At 47.3% G+C, this 19,936-nt stretch carries 23 protein-coding genes and 1 tRNA gene; 13 read left to right on the top strand and 11 right to left on the bottom strand.

Features of this window, described 5'->3' with window-relative positions:
• Nucleotides 1-9 precede the first annotated feature (9 nt).
• Both ABNK31_RS00175 and ABNK31_RS00170 read right to left on the bottom strand, forming a co-directional pair.
• Nucleotides 10-1,218 (bottom strand): GTP-binding protein, encoded by a 1,209-nt coding sequence (locus ABNK31_RS00175; protein ID WP_418893767.1) that lies wholly within the window; start codon nucleotides 1,216-1,218, stop codon nucleotides 10-12.
• Nucleotides 1,219-2,193, bottom strand: a complete 975-nt coding sequence (locus ABNK31_RS00170) for a CobW family GTP-binding protein (protein ID WP_418893766.1) — start codon at nucleotides 2,191-2,193, stop codon at nucleotides 1,219-1,221.
• 177 nt (nucleotides 2,194-2,370) lie between these two features.
• Here ABNK31_RS00170 and ABNK31_RS00165 point away from each other — a divergent pair, with 177 nt between their 5' ends.
• Genes ABNK31_RS00165 through ABNK31_RS00155 form a run of 3 tightly spaced genes read left to right on the top strand, consistent with a single transcriptional unit; the run spans nucleotide 2,371 to nucleotide 4,791 of the window.
• Complete coding sequence (locus ABNK31_RS00165; RefSeq protein WP_418893765.1) at nucleotides 2,371-3,009, top strand: ABC transporter ATP-binding protein; 639 nt, start codon at nucleotides 2,371-2,373, stop codon at nucleotides 3,007-3,009.
• A 19-nt stretch (nucleotides 3,010-3,028) separates the two neighbouring features.
• Nucleotides 3,029-4,336 carry an ABC transporter permease gene (locus ABNK31_RS00160; protein ID WP_418893764.1) on the top strand — a complete coding sequence of 436 codons (1,308 nt, stop codon included), beginning with the start codon at nucleotides 3,029-3,031 and terminating at the stop codon, nucleotides 4,334-4,336.
• On the top strand, nucleotides 4,333-4,791 hold the full coding sequence (locus ABNK31_RS00155) for a hypothetical protein (RefSeq protein WP_321579387.1): 459 nt from the start codon (nucleotides 4,333-4,335) through the stop codon (nucleotides 4,789-4,791). Before ABNK31_RS00160 ends, ABNK31_RS00155 begins: the two co-directional genes overlap by 4 nt.
• Nucleotides 4,792-4,799: 8 nt before the next feature.
• On the opposite strand, the gene ABNK31_RS00150 is transcribed toward ABNK31_RS00155, so the two are convergent.
• From ABNK31_RS00150 to ABNK31_RS00120, 7 genes are all read right to left on the bottom strand, one after another.
• A complete protein-coding gene (locus tag ABNK31_RS00150; RefSeq protein ID WP_418893763.1) occupies nucleotides 4,800-5,231 on the bottom strand; it encodes a SufE family protein in 432 nt (143 codons plus the stop codon).
• Between the two features lie 30 nt (nucleotides 5,232-5,261).
• A complete protein-coding gene (locus ABNK31_RS00145) occupies nucleotides 5,262-6,287 on the bottom strand; it encodes a M28 family peptidase (RefSeq protein ID WP_418893762.1) in 1,026 nt (341 codons plus the stop codon).
• A gap of 29 nt (nucleotides 6,288-6,316) precedes the next feature.
• Complete coding sequence (locus ABNK31_RS00140) at nucleotides 6,317-7,222, bottom strand: S66 peptidase family protein (RefSeq protein WP_418893761.1); 906 nt, start codon at nucleotides 7,220-7,222, stop codon at nucleotides 6,317-6,319.
• 27 nt (nucleotides 7,223-7,249) lie between these two features.
• Complete coding sequence (gene gyrB, locus ABNK31_RS00135) at nucleotides 7,250-9,208, bottom strand: DNA topoisomerase (ATP-hydrolyzing) subunit B (protein ID WP_418893760.1); 1,959 nt, start codon at nucleotides 9,206-9,208, stop codon at nucleotides 7,250-7,252.
• A 198-nt stretch (nucleotides 9,209-9,406) separates the two neighbouring features.
• A complete protein-coding gene (locus ABNK31_RS00130; RefSeq protein WP_418893759.1) occupies nucleotides 9,407-9,712 on the bottom strand; it encodes a Dabb family protein in 306 nt (101 codons plus the stop codon).
• A gap of 279 nt (nucleotides 9,713-9,991) precedes the next feature.
• Nucleotides 9,992-10,243 (bottom strand): 30S ribosomal protein S20, encoded by a 252-nt coding sequence (gene rpsT / locus ABNK31_RS00125; RefSeq protein ID WP_418893758.1) that lies wholly within the window; start codon nucleotides 10,241-10,243, stop codon nucleotides 9,992-9,994.
• 38 nt (nucleotides 10,244-10,281) lie between these two features.
• Nucleotides 10,282-10,353 (bottom strand) — tRNA-Glu (locus ABNK31_RS00120).
• Between the two features lie 191 nt (nucleotides 10,354-10,544).
• Between ABNK31_RS00120 and ABNK31_RS00115 the strand changes: the two genes are divergently transcribed.
• From ABNK31_RS00115 to ABNK31_RS00075, 9 genes are all read left to right on the top strand, one after another.
• On the top strand, nucleotides 10,545-10,748 hold the full coding sequence (locus ABNK31_RS00115) for a hypothetical protein (protein WP_418893757.1): 204 nt from the start codon (nucleotides 10,545-10,547) through the stop codon (nucleotides 10,746-10,748).
• On the top strand, nucleotides 10,745-11,056 hold the full coding sequence (locus ABNK31_RS00110) for a type II toxin-antitoxin system RelE/ParE family toxin (protein WP_418893756.1): 312 nt from the start codon (nucleotides 10,745-10,747) through the stop codon (nucleotides 11,054-11,056). Before ABNK31_RS00115 ends, ABNK31_RS00110 begins: the two co-directional genes overlap by 4 nt.
• A 118-nt stretch (nucleotides 11,057-11,174) precedes the next feature.
• Complete coding sequence (rpmH, locus tag ABNK31_RS00105) at nucleotides 11,175-11,321, top strand: 50S ribosomal protein L34 (RefSeq protein ID WP_418893755.1); 147 nt, start codon at nucleotides 11,175-11,177, stop codon at nucleotides 11,319-11,321.
• Nucleotides 11,322-11,521: 200 nt separating this feature from the next.
• Nucleotides 11,522-12,178: a PASTA domain-containing protein gene (locus ABNK31_RS00100; RefSeq protein WP_418893754.1), complete on the top strand. Its 657-nt coding sequence runs from the start codon at nucleotides 11,522-11,524 to the stop codon at nucleotides 12,176-12,178.
• Between the two features lie 75 nt (nucleotides 12,179-12,253).
• A complete protein-coding gene (locus ABNK31_RS00095; RefSeq protein WP_418895444.1) occupies nucleotides 12,254-13,324 on the top strand; it encodes an RluA family pseudouridine synthase in 1,071 nt (356 codons plus the stop codon).
• Between the two features lie 9 nt (nucleotides 13,325-13,333).
• Complete coding sequence (locus tag ABNK31_RS00090) at nucleotides 13,334-14,314, top strand: D-alanine--D-alanine ligase (protein ID WP_418893753.1); 981 nt, start codon at nucleotides 13,334-13,336, stop codon at nucleotides 14,312-14,314.
• 76 nt (nucleotides 14,315-14,390) lie between these two features.
• Nucleotides 14,391-15,566 (top strand): acyltransferase, encoded by a 1,176-nt coding sequence (locus tag ABNK31_RS00085; RefSeq protein ID WP_418893752.1) that lies wholly within the window; start codon nucleotides 14,391-14,393, stop codon nucleotides 15,564-15,566.
• Nucleotides 15,563-16,183, top strand: a complete 621-nt coding sequence (locus ABNK31_RS00080) for a hypothetical protein (protein ID WP_418893751.1) — start codon at nucleotides 15,563-15,565, stop codon at nucleotides 16,181-16,183. The genes ABNK31_RS00085 and ABNK31_RS00080 overlap by 4 nt, the downstream gene beginning before the upstream one ends.
• Before the next feature lie 279 nt (nucleotides 16,184-16,462).
• Entirely contained in the window at nucleotides 16,463-16,717 is a 255-nt protein-coding gene (locus tag ABNK31_RS00075; RefSeq protein WP_418893750.1) for a hypothetical protein, read from the top strand.
• A gap of 136 nt (nucleotides 16,718-16,853) precedes the next feature.
• Here ABNK31_RS00075 and ABNK31_RS00070 read toward each other — a convergent pair whose 3' ends face one another.
• Complete coding sequence (locus ABNK31_RS00070; protein WP_418893749.1) at nucleotides 16,854-17,594, bottom strand: DUF6261 family protein; 741 nt, start codon at nucleotides 17,592-17,594, stop codon at nucleotides 16,854-16,856.
• Between the two features lie 732 nt (nucleotides 17,595-18,326).
• Nucleotides 18,327-19,196 carry an energy transducer TonB gene (locus ABNK31_RS00065; RefSeq protein ID WP_321579385.1) on the bottom strand — a complete coding sequence of 290 codons (870 nt, stop codon included), beginning with the start codon at nucleotides 19,194-19,196 and terminating at the stop codon, nucleotides 18,327-18,329.
• A gap of 335 nt (nucleotides 19,197-19,531) precedes the next feature.
• On the opposite strand from ABNK31_RS00065, the gene ABNK31_RS00060 reads away from it, so the two are divergent.
• On the top strand, nucleotides 19,532-19,936 hold the full coding sequence (locus ABNK31_RS00060; protein WP_418893748.1) for a hypothetical protein: 405 nt from the start codon (nucleotides 19,532-19,534) through the stop codon (nucleotides 19,934-19,936).

The following is a 19,936-nucleotide window of genomic DNA, read 5'->3' as shown; positions in this document are numbered from 1 at the left end:
ATTGTATCTTTATAAAAAATTCCAACTATGGTTGGTCAACAGTCCTCGCTCAAAGGCGTTGAATTCGATGTCGGTGCAGAGGCAATGCGCCAAGTCGGCGCGAATCTGTTGCTCGTTCATTTCCTGCCCTATAAATACGATTTCGTTGATGCGGTCGCCCCATTGGTTATCCCAACGGCCCATAATGTATTCTTCGTTCGCCTGGAAAGTCGGATTACGGTTACGGTCTTTCAGCGGGAACGAAGCCCACCACACACCGATCCGCTCAACCACAATCGATCCCCCCGCCTGGCTAAGCAGCATCGCTTCGTCTTTACGATTTGCGAGCCAGAAAAACCCTTTACTGCGAATAACGCCGCTGTCCCAATGCTTATCGAGATATTCCTTAAACCGTGCGGGATGAAAAGGCCGGTGTTCGCGAAACACAAACGACCCGATGCCGTATTCGTCCGTTTCGGGGGTATGCTTATTCTCCAATTCTTTTTGCCATCCGGAACTTTGTGCGGATTTCACGAAATCAAACGACCGGGTGTTGAGTATTTCTTTCGGATCGACCCGTCCATGATCCGCCGGAATAATCTTGGCTTCCGGGTTTAATTTGCGAATAATATGGCTTAATTCTTCCACTTGATACGGGGTAATCAAATCGATTTTATTCAAGACGATGACATTGGCGAACTCGATCTGTTCCACCAGCAGGTCGACAATCGAACGATCGCTTGCCGTGCCGGTAGGATCGCGTTGCGCAACCGTATCGGCGGAACCGAAATCTTTATAAAAATTAAAGCCGTCGACCACGGTAACCATCGTGTCAAGACGGGAGATTCGGGTAAGGTCGACGCCCAACTCATCAAAAGCATAACTGAACGATTGAGCGATCGGCATGGGTTCTGCAATGCCGGTACCCTCGATCAACAAGTAATCGAACCGTCCGCCGGCAACCAAACGCGTGACTTCTTTCACCAAATCCTCCCGCAACGTGCAGCAGATGCAACCGTTCGTCAATTGTACCAGTTTTTCTTCGGTGCGCGACAGTGCGGCGCCCTTTTCCACCAATTGCGCATCGATGTTTACTTCGCTCATATCATTGACAATGACAGCGACTTTCATCGCATCCCGGTTGTTGAGGATATGATTCAACACGGTCGTTTTGCCGGACCCTAAGAAACCGCTTAAAACGGTTACCGGTATTTTAGGAATGTTGTTTCGTATGTTCATTTATTTAATTCTTACTTTTTCGATATTTTCCTGAATCTTTAATTTATCGATATCGCGGCCGATAAAGACCATTTTGCAGTAGCGCTCGTCATCCGATTGCCAAACGGCGCCCTTCTCAAACACATAATTATCTTTGATGGCATGCAGAATGCATTTTTCGGCGACGTCCTCAAAACTTAAAATGCCTTTCACCCGGTAAGGCCTGTATTTGGCGAAGATAAGCACCGTTTCGAACCAGAAACGGAATTTTTCCCAATCCATGCTTCCGGGAAAGGCGATCCCTTCGGATCGGATGTCGTGCTTGAAGTTGTTATTCCGTAGAAAAGTCAGGTTGCGGAAGGATGAAACCGATTTTTCGATCTGTTTCCCGGAGTACCGGAAGACATCGAGAATCTCGACACCCGACACATCGGCTTTTACCACAGGATAGACTTCCGATAACGGATTGATGTCTGCTATTTTCGACCGTAATTCGTCGGCATATCCGTCCCTCACTTGATCCGTCTTGTTGAGAAGGACGATATCGGCCATCGCCAACTGTTTTCGCGCCTCCGGCTCCGAATCGATCAACTCTTCGAGGTTCATCGCATCGGCCAGGCATATCACGGAGTCGATGGCGAACTGATCGATGATTTCATAATCGGAGAGGAAAGCATTGATAACGGAAGTCGGGTCGGCAATGCCGGTCGTCTCGATCAACAGATGGTTAAACACATAATCTCCATCCAATAAATGACGGATTACCTGATAAAATTCCGTGTTCAACGAGCAGCAGATACAGCCGTTCGAGAGTTCGAAAATCGTTTCGTCCGTCCCCACAATCAAACTGCCGTCGAGGGGCACTTCACCGACCTCGTTTTCGATGATGGCAAACTTCTTTTCGGGATATTGCCCGATCAGATGGTTGATGAAAGTGGTTTTCCCCGCGCCTAAAAAACCGGTTATAATCGTAACCGGTATTCTGGAATCTTCCATATTCGTTTTTTTAGTTGTTGATGAATCGCAGAAAGGGAAGTCCGCCTTCTTTTTGCCTTTCTCCCTTTTTCTTTGAATTCTTTAAGAGATACAAATGTACAAAAAATATCAAATGCAACAACGTTTCATCTATTTTTTCGTACATTTGTCCGGAAGAAAAAGAATTGAAACAATAAAATGGACAATAAAGGTTTAGTAACAAATCGTTTGACCTTTTCGTATGAGGATTCCCGCCTGTTTACGTTCCCCGACATCACGTGTGATCCGGGAGGACATTGTATCCTTATGGGCCCGTCGGGCTGCGGGAAGACCACGCTCTTGCATCTGATCGCCGGGCTATTAAAACCGCGTTCGGGAGACATCATCATAGACGAAACAAACCTCACCGGATTGTCGAGCGGACAAACGGATGCGTTCCGGGGACGCCATATCGGGATTGTCTTTCAGAAACCGCTTTTCATTCCTTGGCTCACGGCTTATGAAAATGTGCAGATCGCTTGTTACCTGAACAACAAGGAAGCAATCCGACCTGAAATACTGGGGTTGCTGGCGTCCCTGCAATTGGAAGGTAAAGACACTTCCAAACCGGCGCAACTGAGCCAGGGTGAGTTGCAACGATTATCCATCGCCCGAGCGATGGTCAATAAACCGGCGCTGATATTGGCGGACGAACCCACATCGAGCCTCGACGACGTCAATTGTGAGAAGGCGATCGGTATTCTGAAAGAGCAGGCGGCGGCCGTCGGAGCCATGCTTTTGATCGTCACCCACGACAAACGGCTCCTCGATCATTTCTCAAACATCTTATTCTTATAAAACGAATCCTTTCACCGGTATGAATATCGTACAGTTAAACAATAAACATATAAAAGCGAAGTTCTTGTCGTTCTTCTTCAATGTCCTGTTATTTGCGGGAGGAATTACGGTCATTTCGTTTATCTTCCTGGTATCCTCGAATTTGGAGAAGCAAATGAACAAGAATGCGGCGGGGGTCGATTTGGTGGTAGGCGCCAAAGGGAGTCCCTTACAACTCGTGCTTTCGGGATTGTATCACGTCGATAACCCTACCGGGAATATCGATTACTCCGAAGCATTGAAACTTACCGAAAATCCATTGATCAAACGGGCGGTACCGCTTGCTTTGGGCGATAATTTCAAAGGATTCCGCATTATCGGAACGGAACATTCATACGTCGATTTGTACAAAGGGAACCTACAGGAAGGAGATTTATGGAAAGGCAATTTCGAAGCAGCCATCGGACAGAAAGTGGCCGAAAAAGCGGGCTTGAAAATAGGCGACACTTTCGCCGGCGTCCATGGCTTTATCGAACAAGGGGGGCATGCGCACAATGATCATACGTATCGTGTGACCGGCATATTCGAACCTACCGGTACGGTGCTCGATCAATTAATTCTGACAAACATAGAAAGTGTATGGGAGATTCATGCGCATCACCATCATGGCGATGAGCACGACGATGACTCGCACTCGCATGACGGGGAAGAGGCCGGGCATGATCATCATGAACATGAAGCCGAGGCTCTCGAACACGATGGCCACGAGCACGAGCATGAGCACGATGAGGCACACGGCCCAGGAGGAGGTAAAGAAATCACATTGATGTTGCTGCAATATACCAATCCGATGGGAGCGATGACCTTACCCCGTTTAATCAATTCTTCGACCAACATGCAGGCGGCGGCTCCGGCCATGGAGATAAACCGCCTCTATGCATTAATGGGCGTGGGCGTACAGAGCCTCAATGTGATTGCCGCGTTTATTATTATCATCTCGGCTTTCAGCATTTTTATATCCCTCATCAATTCGCTGAAAGAACGCAAATATGAATTGGCCCTTATCCGGGCGATGGGAGGCAGCCGAGGAAAACTGTTCTCTTTGATTCTATTGGAGGGATTGAGCATTGCCGTTGCCGGATATGTATTAGGGTTTCTATTGAGCCGTACGGCCGTATGGATGCTCTCGCGATATACCGAAAGCAATTATCATTACGCCCTTCGCGAATGGGTTACCGCCAATGATGCATACCTGCTGATCGTCTCCCTCGGCATCGGATTGTTATCGGCGTTGATACCGGCCCTAAAAGCCATGCAAACCCCTATTTCAAAAACATTGAGCGAATGAATAAGCGAATCCTATCCATAGTATGCGCGGTCTTTGCCGCGAGCGTAGCCTTGCAGGCGCAACAAGCGGTTCATTGGAAATCGTTGAAAGATGTTACCTGGTCGCGTAAATATGTGGCCAAGATGTCGGGATATTACCAGATGCCCTCTTTCGGCAAAAATATCGAGCGTATGGATAATAAAGAGATCACAATTGAAGGATTTTATATGCCGATAGATGTAGACGGTTCGATATTCGCCTTGTCGGAAACGCCGTCGAACGCCTGCTTTTTCTGCGGAGTCGGAGGGGTGGAGTCGGTCATGGAGATTATGGTGAAGAAAGGGCACAAAAAACTCACTCGAGTTCGCACCGATCGATATATCCAATTGAAAGGAATCTTCAAAATCAATCGCGACGACCCGTTTCACTTAATGTACCTGCTGACGGATGCCGAATTGATAAAAGTGATTGAGTAAAGCCGGATTTATTTTGCCACTTCTTTGGCTTTATACGCCATGGCATAAAAGCGAATTTGCTTGATAACGGCAAGAAGGCCGTTGGCCCGGGTAGGAGAAAGATGTTCGGTCAGTCCGATCTCTTTCATAAAATGCAAATCGGTCGCCAGGATTTCGTCGGGGGTACGGTCATTGAATATCCGCAATACCAAAGCGAGCAAACCTTTCACGATTAAGGCATCGCTTTCGGCCTGAAAGAACAACCGTCCGTCACGGTAATCGGTTTGCAGCCACACACGACTTTGGCACCCCTGAATGATATTATCAGGCGTTTTATATATCTCATCAAGAGGCTTCAGCGAGTTTCCCTGTTCAATAATCATCGCATATTTATCCATCCAGTCATCAAAAAGACGGAACTCATCGATAATTTCTTGTTGTATCTGATCAGTCGTTTTCATTATTATATATAATTCAGAACTTACAGTTCTTTAATCATTTTCAGCATAAATTACTTCCATTACGGTTTGTCCGGCAGCTTTCAATGTCGCACGGTCAATAACGGACAAGTTATCGGCGTGGGTATGCCAATGAGGTGCGAACCCCGTGGGGGAATCTTGCAGATGGATAATATCCACACAGGGAATATGCCTGATTTTGTTTACCGGGACATGATCATCAGTGATATACGAGCCGTTTTTTTGAATAAAATAAGATCCGTATCCCAACTTAGTCGCCGTACTCCAGACCTTCTCCACTACGTTTGAAGCATATTGCACCGAATAGCCTTCCCGAGGAAAGGCCGCCCCTTTCCCTCCTACCATATCGAGAAGGATTCCATAGGCGGCGCGATAATCGGAACGATGAGGATTCTCCGACCAATAACGGGAACCGACGCACCACCAGTCGCCCGACACCGAGGAAGCCTCAAACTCGGGGTGCCCCCAATCTTCCAGATCGAAGAAAAAGAGATCCACCCCCACCGCAGCGGGCTTTTGCTGCAATTGGCGGGCGATTTCGAGCAATACCCCCACGCCGCTGGCACCGTCATCGGCGCCCGCAATAGGTTGCCGTTGCTTTTGAGGATCCGTTTCACGGTCGGCAAAAGGACGCGTGTCCCAATGGGCAAAGAGCATGATCCGTTTCTCTTTCTCCGGCTGAAACGAGCCGATGATATTGCGGATAGAGAACATTTCTCCGTTGTAATGGACGATGTCGGCCGTCTGCTCCGTCACTTCTGCACCGAAAGCTTTCAATGTAACCGACAAGTAATCACCGCAGGCGCTGTGTTCGGGAGTATTCGGCACTCTCGGGCCGAAAGAAACCTGCCGTTCGATAAAAGCATAAGCGCTGTCGGCATCAAAATCAGGAGAGACTTTGGAGTAAGCCTCATAAGCAGAGACTGCCGCAGTCGCCGGCTTTGTCCTGTATGAGTTACAGGACAAGTAAAAGACGATTGCCGCCGCACACACAGCGATAATCCAATAGATGACCGTCCGATGCTTCATCTTATTCATTCTATTTACCGAGGTCTCCGGTTGCCCAACTATTGATGGAACGACACGGCGGTATCGGTTACCGTCAATGATGTTTTAGCGCCCATAATCAACGGGAAATTCAACTTCACATGCCCTGCGGGAAAATCGAAGGCAATCGGAAACGTATATTCGTTCACCGCCATACGGATCGATTCGTTCAAGGTGGCGTACATCGAATTGTCCTCCTCATAATCGGTAAATTGTCCTACAATCAGGCCGCTTATTTTATCGAAAACACCCGCGAGCTTCAATTGATATATCATCCGGTCGACACGATAAGGCGCTTCGCCGACATCCTCGATAAACAAAATACCATTCGAGGGAATCATTGCTATCCGCGAACCCAATAATCCGCAGAACACCGATAAGTTGCCTCCGAAAAGCCTTCCCGAAGCACGTCCCTTCCGGTTGAGAAAGACATTTTTGTTCACCGGAATCTTATACCGAACCGGTTGCCCTGCCAGGATACTTTTGGTATACCGCACGGCAACATCCTCGTCGCCTTCATCGGCAAAATGCTTCGCCATCGGCCCGTGGATCGATTGAATGCCATTCGTCTGCAAGGCGGCATGCAACGCGGTGATATCGCTAAAGCCCACAACCCATTTGGGCGTGAGCTTCACGTGCGTAAAATCCAACTTATCCAATAGATGCACCACGCCGTATCCCCCCCGGGAGCAAAAGACAAGCTTCACCTCAGGATCATCCAACGCTTGTTGCAGGTCATCGAGCCGTTGCTCCACAAATCCGCTGAAACGCCCCGTCTCGCGCAGGGCATTTGCGGCGATAGAGACCGTCAATCCCCACTTACGCAAAACAGCGGCGGCATCATTCACGATGCCCTCCTCTATTTTTCCTGCGGGCGAAAGAATAACCGCTTTATCATTGAACTGAAGTGCCGGCGGACGTTTCATTACAGTATCCCAGTAGATATCCGAAAGTTAGGCATCGATGTTGGCGTACGTCGCATTCTCTTCGATAAACTCACGGCGGGGCGCAACATCTTCGCCCATCAACATGGAGAAAATGACATCGGCATCGGCGGCATTTTCAATGGTCACCTGTTTCAACGTACGGTGTTCGGGATTCATCGTCGTCGTCCAAAGCTGTTCGGCGTTCATTTCTCCCAATCCTTTATAGCGTTGCGTATGGATAGCGTTCTCGTTTCCGTCACCGTATTTATCGATAAACTCACGGCGTTGTTGATCGTTGTAGCAATACTGTTCCACTTTTCCTTTCTTACATAAATAAAGAGGAGGCGTGGCGATATACACGTACCCGTTTTCGATAAGCGGGCGCATATAGCGGAAGAAGAAGGTCAGGATCAACGTGTCGATATGGCTTCCGTCGACGTCGGCATCCGTCATCAGAATAATCTTATGATACCGCAGCTTGTCGATGTTCAGCGCTTTCGAATCCTCATCCGTACCGATGGTCACACCGAGGGCCGTATAGATATTGCGAATTTCATCGCTTTCCAAAACTTTGTGCGGCATGGCCTTTTCGACATTCAAAATCTTACCGCGCAAAGGAAGAATCGCCTGATACATCCGGTCGCGGCCCTGCTTAGCCGTTCCGCCGGCGGAGTCACCCTCGACCAGGAATATCTCGCACTTTTCAGCATCCTTGTCGGAACAATCCGCCAGTTTTCCGGGAAGGCCGGCACCCGACAGAGGCGATTTGCGCTGTATCATTTCGCGAGCCTTACGGGCAGCATGACGTGCCGTTGCGGCCAAGATTACTTTTTCGACAATGATCTTCGCTTCGCGGGGATTCTCTTCCAAATAATTTCCGAGCGCTTCGCCGATAGCCTGATCGACAGCCCCCATCACCTCGCTGTTACCCAGCTTCGTTTTCGTCTGTCCCTCGAATTGAGGTTCGGCAACCTTCACCGACAATACGGCAGTAAGACCTTCGCGGAAATCATCCCCACTGATTTCGAGCTTCACCTTATCGAGCATTTTAGAATCCTCCGCATACTTCTTCAACGTGCGCGAAAGACCTCTGCGGAATCCGGTGAGATGGGTTCCGCCCTCGATGGTGTTGATATTGTTGACATACGAGAATACATTCTCGTTGTAGGTGTCGTTGTAAGTCATGGCGATCTCAATGGGAACGCCCTGTTTTTCGGTAATGATATGAATCGCATCGGGAATGATGGACTCTTTATTCTTATCGATATAACGGACGAACTCTTTCAGCCCCGTTTCGGAATAAAACCGCTCGCCTTTGTAAGTGCCATCGTCTTTCACGACCCTTTTATCGGTCAGATTAAGCGTAATACCGGCATTCAGAAAGGCCAGTTCGCGCAAACGGGTCGCAAGAATGTCATAACGATATTCGATCAAAGGAAAGATCGTATCATCCGGTTTAAAGGTAATAATCGTACCGGTGCCGGTAGTGTCTCCAACCACCTTTATATCGGCATAAGGCTTACCCCGCGAGTACTCCTGCACATAAATCTTTCCGCCGCGATGCACTTCAGCCTTTAAATAAACCGACAAGGCATTCACACACGAAACGCCCACACCGTGGAGCCCTCCGGACACCTTATAGGTGCCTTTATCGAATTTACCACCGGCATGGAGTACCGTCAGCACAACCTCTAAGGCCGATTTTTTCTCCTTTTCGTGATAATCGACGGGAATACCGCGCCCATCATCCTTAACGGTAACGGAGTTATCTTCATTAATAATGACGTCTATATCGGTACAATATCCGGCGAGCGCTTCGTCGATAGAGTTGTCGACCACCTCGTACACAAGATGGTGCAATCCCTTCTCCCCGATATCGCCAATATACATGGCCGGGCGTTTGCGCACCGCTTCGAGTCCTTCGAGGACTTGAATATTTTGAGCCGAATAATCACCGCTGGCTAAATTCTTTTCTTCGTCTGTCATTCTATTTTTCTTTCTATCAGTATCTGTTTTTTTCTCTTCAAACAGTCCGGAAGGGCTGTCAAAAAGTGAACAAATATACAAAAAATAATGGTCTTAACCAATTGTTTTTGATTTTTTAGCAAGGGGATTCGCATTCGTGCAAAACAAGAAAAGCGGATAATACATCCGCCTTATTTCTCCCACACGAAACGCATCCGCTTACCGTTCGTAATCGATCGCCACCCGCTCCGTTTTGACTTTACCGATAAACGCTACCACCTTCAAATGTTCGGGGTGTACGGCGTAGGTATGCAAATCGTCCAACGAATCAAAAAGGGCATCTAAGACAATGTCATAATTCCCGGCAGGCGCATCGGGATGATTCAGCCAGACATGGATGTCGCGAATAACGGGAATAACGGAGGTAAGCGCCTCGATACGCTCTTTAATGATGAGAGCATTCCGCTCTTTGGTATTGCCTTCGGCCTGATCGGCGAGCTTAAATAAAACAAGATGTTTAATCATATCTTTTCTTCTTTAGAGACTGTTTAAATTTCTTTCGCGATTCAAAAAGAATTATTTTTTAGCAGTGTTCTTTCTCGTTTTGGCGATAATAGCGGGCTATTTGAGCCAAATAAGAGGAAGAAGAATACAAAAAAGAAACTTTTTGAAGGCGAAGAATCGTTTCATTAGAGCCTTTCGTAAGAAATTTAAACAGTTTCTTTAACGTATTCGGCGGCTAAAATACAAAAAAAGCCGGACATAATCCGGCATTTCAATATTGTTTTGAATGAATAGAAAAGCTTACAAACTATTGACGTGAGCGGCAAGTTTGGATTTCAAATTATTGGCTTTATTTTGATGAATTACCTTCTTCTTAGCCAGTTTATCCAACATGGAGCACACTTCAGGATACATTTTTTGAGCTTCATCCTTAGACGTGAGGGAGCGCATTTTACGAACCGAGTTCCTGACTGTGCGTGAAACATAGCGGTTTGATAAACGGCGGGTCTTTATTTGTCTAATTCTTTTTTCTGCTGATTTGTGATTGGCCATCTCTTAGTGACTTATATGTATTAATATATTATTTATTGTAGCCCATAGGGGAATCGAACCCCTCTTTCAAGAATGAAAATCTTGCGTCCTAACCGATAGACGAATGGGCCATTCAGGACGCATATTTTCATTGAAAAATATCCTCGTTCCTCAAATTGCGGGTGCAAATATAGAATGTTTTTTTTTAACTTCAAAACATTTCGTCCATTTTTTACGAAAACAGGATGCTACCAAAATGAAAAGAAACAAATGATTTCCTTTTTATTCCAAATAAAATAGGGTATATTTGTAGAAAAAAAATATGACCAACAAAGTAATAGCAACTATTGACGTCACTCATCCTTGCGGGCATAAAATCGTGCGGGACCTGCAAAACAAAAGAGGCGTAAAACTCGAGTACCCGCTTCCTGAAGATATCGAAAATGTACTGACACATGAAGAAATATTTGCAAAAGCAGAAAAGAAACTAAACGATCATTATGGTACCAACTATAAATTAAAATGAACAAATTCCGCATCGTCTATTCACGACAAGCCGACCGCGATATGGACGATTTAACCGATGCTATCCTATATAAATATAAAGCTCCACTTACGGCTTTTCGTTATATTCAAGGATTGAAAGACAGTATTGAGCAACTACATCGGAATGCGGAAGTTTTTCCTTTTTTTAATAACGAAATACTTATCGTTCGTTTTGGAGCAAATATTCGCCGAATCAATTACAAGAAAATGGCAATTATCTATACCGTACATGACAAAATTGTTTATATACACCGCATCCTGCCCGCGAATTTGATCATTACTTCTTAACACCTCCCGAAATTCTGTCCGGCAGATTCCATTAAATACTATCGGGAAATTGGTTAATCCGAATTTTTTGATTATTTTTGCAGCCCGAAATAGAAAACAGATATAAAATAAATATATAATGAAAAGAACGTATCAACCCTCGAACACGAAACGAAAGAACAAACACGGATTTCGTTCCAGAATGGCAACTAAAAACGGCCGGAGAGTGCTTGCCGCTCGTCGTGCCAAAGGTCGCACAAAGCTATCCGTATCGGATGAGTATTAACTAGCGTCCGATAAGACTCCATAAAAGAGGCATGAAATGAATTACGCATCATTCTTGCTTTAAAGTAAGCCGGTAATACCGGCTTTTTGTCGTTCGTACAAACTCTTTTTCGATGAGGATGTATCCGGCAAGCATTTTTTTGTTATTTTTGTAGTCATATAAAAGTCCTTTTTGGAGAAACAGACCCTATTGCATTATCTATGAATAAAAAACAATCTCAACATAGCATTTTCGGCAACAGTATCCTAAAGAATATAGTGATTATCGTTGTCACCGCCATCGTATTAGTGGTGCTGACCCTCCTCTTCCTGAGGGCATACACCCGCCACGGGCAAAACATCATCGTGCCTAAACTCGAAGGACTTCAAGTGGGCGAAGCAAACGTGCTACTCAAGAACAAAGGACTTCATGGCGAAGTGGTCGATTCGATCTATCAAATGGATGCCGTGCCGGGAGCAATCGTCGATCAAACGCCTAAGCCCGACAACAAAGTGAAAGCCGGCCGTGCGATTTATCTAACGGTTTATTCAAAAAATCCTCAGCAAATAGCGATCCCTCAATTAGTCGATTATTCTTCACGACAGGCCATTGCGCTCCTCAATTCCCTGGGTTTTACGAATTTGGAGATCGAGGAAGTGCCGTCGCAATACAGCGGATTGGTTTTGGGCGTCGAATACAGAGGACGGCAATTGACTACGGACGAAAAAATCCCGGCGGGAGCTACGCTAAAGCTCATTGTCGGCAGCGGGATGAGCAGCGATACGATCAGCCGGGAGGACGGAAGCGCCTTGCCGCCCGAGACAACCCCTCAGAATGGCGGAGAAGAGAAAAAGGGGGTAGACGAATCATTTTTTTAAACGATTGGAGTACGATAAGTGAAAGAAGACGATCTTTACGACATACAAGATACCCCGGAAGAGGATGACGACCTGATGGATCACTCCGTCAGCGAGGATGAAAAGTACGAACATTACCGGTTCGTAGCGGATAAAGGACAAAATCTGCTGCGTATCGATAAGTTTTTGTCTGTCCGTATAGAGAACATCTCCCGAAACCGTATACAACAAGCCGCCGATGCCGAATGCATTCTGGTAAACGATATTCCGGTGAAGGCCAGTTACCGCGTTAAACCGGATGACGTCATCTCGATCGTCATGGACCGCCCCCGAAGGGAGTTTGAAATCATCCCCGAGGACATTCCGCTGAATATCGTATACGAAGACGATTCGGTGATGGTCGTCAACAAACCGCCCGGAATGGTGGTACATCCCGGCCACGGCAATTACACCGGCACGCTGCTCAATGCCATTGCCTATTATCTGAATTACGAGCAGGGTATCACGATGGACGACCCGCGACTGGGATTGGTACACCGTATCGACAAAGATACGTCGGGCCTGCTGGTGATTGCGAAAACGGAGCAAGCCAAAAGCAACCTGTCGTTGCAATTTTATCATAAAACCACCCGGCGGCAGTATGTGGCATTGGTATGGGGAGACCTGAAAGAAAACGAAGGGCGCATTGAAGGAAACGTGGGGCGCGACCCGAAAGACCGCATGATGATGCGGGTGTTTCCGGATGGCGATATGGGAAAACCGGCCGTCACACACTACAAGGTGCTGGAACGCTTCGGCTATGTGACGCTCGTGCAATGCCGCCTCGAAACAGGCCGCACGCACCAGATACGCGTGCATATGAAATATATCGGGCATACCCTCTTCAACGATAAGCGCTACGGCGGCGACGAAATATTGCGCGGCATTCGCCACGTACGGTATAAGCAGTTTATATATAATTGTTTTGTGGCCTGCCCGCGCCAATGCCTGCATGCCGAAACGTTGGGCTTTATACATCCGGTGACGGGCGAGGAAATGTTTTTCCAAAGCGAGTTGCCGGCCGACATGCAAGAGGTGATACAAAAATGGCGCATCTACACCAGCGCCCGGGAAATAAAATTAAAGAATCATCCGGAACTAAGAAATGATCCGGATTCGGATCAGTAATCATCGAATATGAAAAAAAACATCGCCATTATTTGGGGAGGGTATTCGTCGGAAAAAGAAGTATCGGAACGAAGCGCTGCCGGTATCTATTCGTTTATCGACAAAGACCGCTATCACGCATATAAAGTGAAGATAGACCGCTCGTCATGGGAGGCGGAACATGAGGGTACGGCCTACCCGGTGGACAAAAACGACTTTAGCTTTACCACCGGGGAAAAGCGAATCGTCTTCGATTTCGCCTACATCACCATCCACGGCACGCCGGGCGAAGACGGCCTGTTGCAGGGATATTTCGACATGCTTCAAATCCCCTATTCCAATTGCGGGGTATTAGCCTCGTCGCTGAGCTTTAACAAGTACGTGTGCAATCACTTTTTGAAAGGCTCCGGCGTACGTATCGCCCCTTCGGTATGTGTACGGTCGGGAGATACGTATGACGGGGAGGAGATTATAAAAATGCTCGGGCTGCCGCTGTTTGTGAAACCCAACCTCGGCGGATCGAGTTTCGCCGTGACGAAAGTGAAGAAAGCCGGCGAACTCGTGCAGGCTGTATCGAAGGCTTTCGGCGAAGCGCCGGAGGTGATTATCGAGAAGTACGTAGCCGGCACGGAGGTGACGTGCGGATGCTTCGAAACGGCGAAAGGCTTCACCGTGCTGCCGCTTACGGAGGTGGTGACGGATAACGAGTTTTTCGACTACGATGCCAAGTACAACGGGCAGGTGCAAGAGATCACTCCCGCCCGCATCGACGAGCGCGTGGCTCGCGAAATAGGGCAAACGACGAGGGATATTTATTTCCGCCTCGGGGCAAAAGGCATTATCCGGGCCGACTATATCGTTTCGGAAGGACAACCGGTATTGCTCGAAGTAAACACGACGCCGGGCATGACGCAAACGAGCTTTATCCCCCAACAGGTGCACGCCGCGGGATTGTCGATGACGGATGTCCTTTCGGATATTATCGAGACGGAATATGATAAAAGACGATGAGTGGTGAATAGAGAATAGAGAATGGTAAGAGGTAGAATGTAAATGATAACGCCTTTTTTATGTAAGAAAAAAAACGATGGAAACAACTGAATACAATATGTTTGACGATCTCCGCCCCTTTCGCGATGCGGAGATTCCGGAAGCCGTCGAAAGTCTTCTCTCGGACGATGCTTTCCGCCGCGCGTTAGAAGGATTTATCCGGCCCATAACATGGGCGCAGTTCACCCACACCCTGCAACAATGCCGCACCATCGAAGATATACAACGTTCTATTGTGCATCCGCTGTTTACCGGATTGATCGATACGACCACCGACGGCTGCCTGGCTGAGGGATGGGAGAAGATCAGCGACCGGCAAAGCCATCTGTTCATATCCAATCACCGCGACATCGTGCTCGACGCGGGCTTATTAAATATCTTATTCTTCCGAAAAGGATTCGACACCACCGAAATCGCTATCGGCGACAACCTCCTTATTTATCCCTGGATCCGGAATGTGGTTCGGATGAATAAGAGTTTTATCGTAAAACGGGGCGTGTCGGTACGGCAGATACTCGACGTGTCGAAACACTTGTCGGAATACGTGTACGATACGGTACAACGCCGCGAACAGTCGGTGTGGATCGCCCAGCGCGAAGGACGGGCGAAAGATTCGAACGACAAAACCCAGCACAGCCTGCTGAAAATGTTCACCCTCTATAACCGTTCGCAGCCCCTCGAGGCGCTGAAAGCGTTGCGCATCGCCCCGCTCGCCATTTCGTATGAATTCGACCCGTGCGACTATCTGAAAGCGAAAGAGTATCAGCTCAAGAGGGACGATGCCTCCTACAAAAAAACGACGGCCGACGACATCGAAAATATGCTGACGGGCATTACCGGCTATAAGGGACGGGTGATGTTCCGCTTCGGGCAACCGATCAATCCGCGGCTCGGACAATTATCCGCGTCCCTCGACCGGGAAGCGGTAGTGACTGCCACGGCCGACCTTATCGACCGAGAAATTTACCGCAACTATTCGTTTTTCCCCTTTAATTATATTGCTTACGACCTGCTGTCGGGAAGCGACCGTTTTGTATCGGAATATACCGCCGAAGACAAAAGGAACTTCGAGGCTTATCTCGATAAACAAGTCGGCAAGATCGATATCGAGCATAAAGACGAGGCTTTCTTACGCGGAAAAATCATTGAAATGTATGGGAATACTGTAAAAAACCGCCTTCTTGCCAATGAAAAACAGAGTGAGGATTCATGAGGAAACGATTTTTATTTTGTATCTCCTTGTTGCTGTTGACAGCGGTCGCGTGTGAGAAAGAAACAGAGCGGATGGAGGACTATGTGGCCGACTTCGCCACGGTCGTCCGGGAAAACGACGCCGTAAAATTCCTTCTCGACAACAACCGCCTGCTGACCCCTTCGCCGCCGAGCGACTACACGGGAAAAGACGGCCAACGGGTCGTAATCAGCTACACGCCTTTGCATGGCGACAGCGTAAAGATAAGGCAGGTAGGAGCGATTTTCACCGACGGCATCCGCCCCGACGGCTATCCCGAGCGTTGGGCGCGCGATCCGGTGAAGATACAAAGCATTTGGGTGGGCGGCGGCTACCTGAATATGATTTTGGAGGTGGAATACCATAGCAAGTCGCATGTCATTGCCTTGTTGCGCGACCCTTCGTCGGAAACCAACGACCTTTATTTCAGTCATTCGCGGGCGGACGACCCCGCGGGATATCCCAAAAAGATGTATGCATCGTTCCGCTTGAGCGAACTGCGCACGGCGGGGCACGAAGAAGAGGCCGTCCCTTTCCGGCTGATTATTTACACCGACGAAGGTCTGCGCACCATGGAGTTTGTGCTGCCGTCGGAATAAGGCGCTAAAATACTTTCACGTAAGGGCCGAAACAAATAGTGAAATTTATTATCTTTGTCGATGCAAGATTTAGAAACTGTTTAAATTTCTTTCGCGATTCAAAAAGAATTATTTTTTAGCAGTGTTCTTTCTCGTTTTGGCGATAATAGCGGGCTATTTGAGCCAAATAAGAGGAAGAAGAATACAAAAAAGAAACTTTTTGAAGGCGAAGAATAATTGAACGAAAGCCTTTCGCAAGAAATTTAAACAGTTTCTAAAACAACAGGGAAGGAATAGCGTATGACAACAACTTTAAGAGAAGCTTTTTTGAAGGAAGCAAGTAAAATTATCGATAATGACGAATTATTGGAGGAAGCGGTTCGTTTGTTACGCAATTTGCGCCGGGATAACGATGCCACGTTGAAACCGTACACCCGGGAAGAACTGTTTCAACGGATAGAACAATCGCTTTCTGATGATGATGCAGGAAAAGTCTATACCCATGAATCGGTAAAACAAGCGATGCAACAACAATATCCCTTCTTATGCAAATAGTATGGAATAAACAGGAAAAACAATAAGCGGTTTTTTTTCATTGCTTTCAATACATTTAATAACCAGAGACGTAAGACACAACCGGAGGCGATGCTACACGCGCCACCCCCGGTAAAAAATCATTTTGGGAACATGTTTATTTTTTGTCTGCGGGCTTTTTATTTTTGTTTTTGCGCCGCTGACGGGCCGTATCGACATAATTATCCATGGCTGTATTCATCTTTGCGATGGTTTCGTCATACGGCGCACTGCCGTTGATAAGTGCCAGGGCATTGATTTGCTCGCAAAGGGCGCGGAAATCGGTCTCCGCTTGTAAACGGGCGGCACGCGCTTCTCCGTTGATGCGTTTCGATTCGCTCGTCGTACGCGTTTGCTGATTACCGACAAAAACATCGTTATGCCCCTTTGTATAATTCACCAAATCTAACAGCCCTACCGACGTTACATGCGGAAGGTATGCCTCACTCAACATATCGCGCAGCAGATTGTCTAAAGCCGCACTTTCATCATCCTGCGGCATATCGGCTATTTCATAGCCCCGTCCATAAAGGCTAAACAAATTCAGCAACTCTTTCGCTGCCGTCTCTTTCGTCTTATCCATCTCGTAATCGGAATATTCCTTTACCAGATTCCACAGTTTCCGGATACCATAATCCCGCCCTTCTTCGGCTTCGAACAAGGCCTCCGGCGTTATCTTGCGCTCTTGCGCCAACACTTCGTCCAGTACTTTCAAGGATGCTTGCAACTTTTCCCTGAACACTTTCAGCAATTCCAGTATTTCTGCCGGTAAAAGCTGTACATACTGAAGCACATCCGTCAGCAACTGAAATACTTGCCAACGGGTAAGATACGATAAACTCACTAATTTAAGCTTCATCTTTCTTTTTTTTATATGAACATTTTTCTGATGTCCCTGCTATTCTTTCATCCGGACCGAAAAACCGCTTAAAGCAGGAACAAAACTTTTTTGCGGAGTTCTTTTTTCCGGTTGTCGATACCTGATACACCTGAAAGAGAATAATCAAGACGTTTTTTACCGTTGAAAAAATTTGGGAAGTGTGGAGTTAACCCTAAAATAGCGCGTCCAAAAATTTGGAAGTGATAAACAAACCTTTAAACAAGGCTTCCCAAATTTTGGAAATACTATTTTAACCCTTAAAAAGGACTTTCCAAAAGTTTTAAGGCCTAAAATGACCTTTAAACAGGATTTCCAAAAAGTTTAATGTATAAAATCGAGCTTAAAACACCTCAAAAAACTTTTTTCATGCAAAAAAACGGATATTCCTTTCCGGATATGCAAGTAATGTAACGATGTAAAAGGTCGCTTTTCGAGGTCTCTTTGCGATTCGAACGGACGGATCTCCCTGCATGAAGGGACGCAGGCGGGGTCATGATAAAAGGCTCCGGTGTTTGAGTGTCTGGTTACGCCTGTTTGCAGTAGCAGGCGCCGTATCGGTACGGCGGATTATCGTTGCACATCATCAACTTCTTTTTTTAATCGTATTTACCCGGCAAAATTAGGAGGAAAAAAGCAAATATCAAAATAAATCACGAAAAATAATTTTTATTCCCGGAGGCGCTTGAAGCAAAGCGCCCCCGGCAGGAAGCGTTATTGTTGTACCAAAGGCGGGATCGGTTCCTCGTCGATGGTAAAATCGATCGGTAAGAGGCATTTCACGTTCACTTTCTCCCCATCGTTTTCCCCCGGATTCCAGCGCGGCATCAGGCTCAGCACGCGTACCGCCTCCTTGTCGAGCAACGGATGGATGCCCTGCACCACTTCGATGTTCGAAATGGTCCCGTCGGCCGCCACGATAAACGAACAAAGAATGCGCCCCTCGATGCCCTGCTGGCGCGCCTCGACGGGATAGCGCATCTGATGCTCGATAAACTGCGTCAGCCCTTTTTGCCCGTAGGTGTATTCGGGCATCTTGTCGACAATCGAAAAGACTTCCGATTGCGCGATATCGACGTCGGTTTTCGCCGTATTGACCGGCGCCGAACGCCTCGCTCTGGCCGCATTCTTATTCAAGCGGAAGTACATGGGCACGTACGATTTCGTGCGCACAATCCGGTCTTTATATTTACCGGGACGCCACGCCGGCATCGCCTTCAGGATGCGTAACGCCTCTTCGTTGAGAAGCGGGTCGGCGTGATGAATCAAGTCGAAGTCGGTTAGGGTGCCATCTTCCTCCACCACAAACGTATACACCACTAATCCCTGGAGATTTTGCGCCACGGCTTCGTCCGGATAGCTGAGGTTGCTGGAGATAAAACGGTGCATCTCGGCCGTTCCGCCCGTAAAAACCGGAGGAATATCCGGATTTTCCACAATTTTTCCGCCTTGAGCCGGCGGCGGCGCAATAAGGCCGGCCGATGAAGGGGCGGAATGAAAGATGAGGGATGCACCCGATGCTGAAAGAGTTCCGGCCATAACACCGGAGAGAAAAAATGCTATAACAATCTTCGCAAAATTCATGTGAATATTCTAATTTTTGACCTTTTAATAGGATTGGAAAGCAAAGATACGAAATTCATCAAAAATCCGAAAGCAATATGCCCTTTCAATTTTGTTTCTAACGACCCCGATTCATCCTGATATTTCATCATCGGGCTTATTCTGAAGACAAATAACCGTTTATAGGCGTTGCGTTAAACCAAGTGCCCTCGATCGCTGGAAACCCGTTCGCAATTTTCATCCAGCGCTCCCTTTATTCTCTTTCAAAAGAAAAAACAGCATTCGTTTAAAAAATCAGGCGAAATATTTCGGGACATATGCAAACTTTTTTAACTTTGCGTATGAATAAAACGGATATGTTCAGAAAGTTATATTTCCTTGGCTGCCTTTTGGCACTGGCGCTCGTATTCGTTCAATGCCAATCCGATAATAAAGCTTTGCACAAAAAGCTGGCGGACATGGCCGCGAACCTCAATGTGTCGACGCCGACGATGCTCGACGCCAATACGCGTTTCGACAGCGCGTCGGTCACCCGAGACAATATTTTCCGCTACCATTACACGGTGTTGCATACGTCCGACCCGGATTCAACCGTCACGGCAATGCTCCCCGGAATGAAAGACCGCATGAAAGGGATGTTCACCACCCATCCCGACCTGCGCATTTTCACCCAAAACAAAGTCTCCATCGAGTATATCTACAGCGACTCGTTGCAGCACATCATTCAAACAATTACGATTACACCACAAGATTATCAATAA

The organism is Limibacterium fermenti (assembly GCF_041902845.1).
Lineage (GTDB): Bacteria > Bacteroidota > Bacteroidia > Bacteroidales > Dysgonomonadaceae > Limibacterium > Limibacterium fermenti.
Note: the sequence above shows the minus strand (reverse complement) of the source record. Positions and strands in the feature narration are given on the sequence as shown.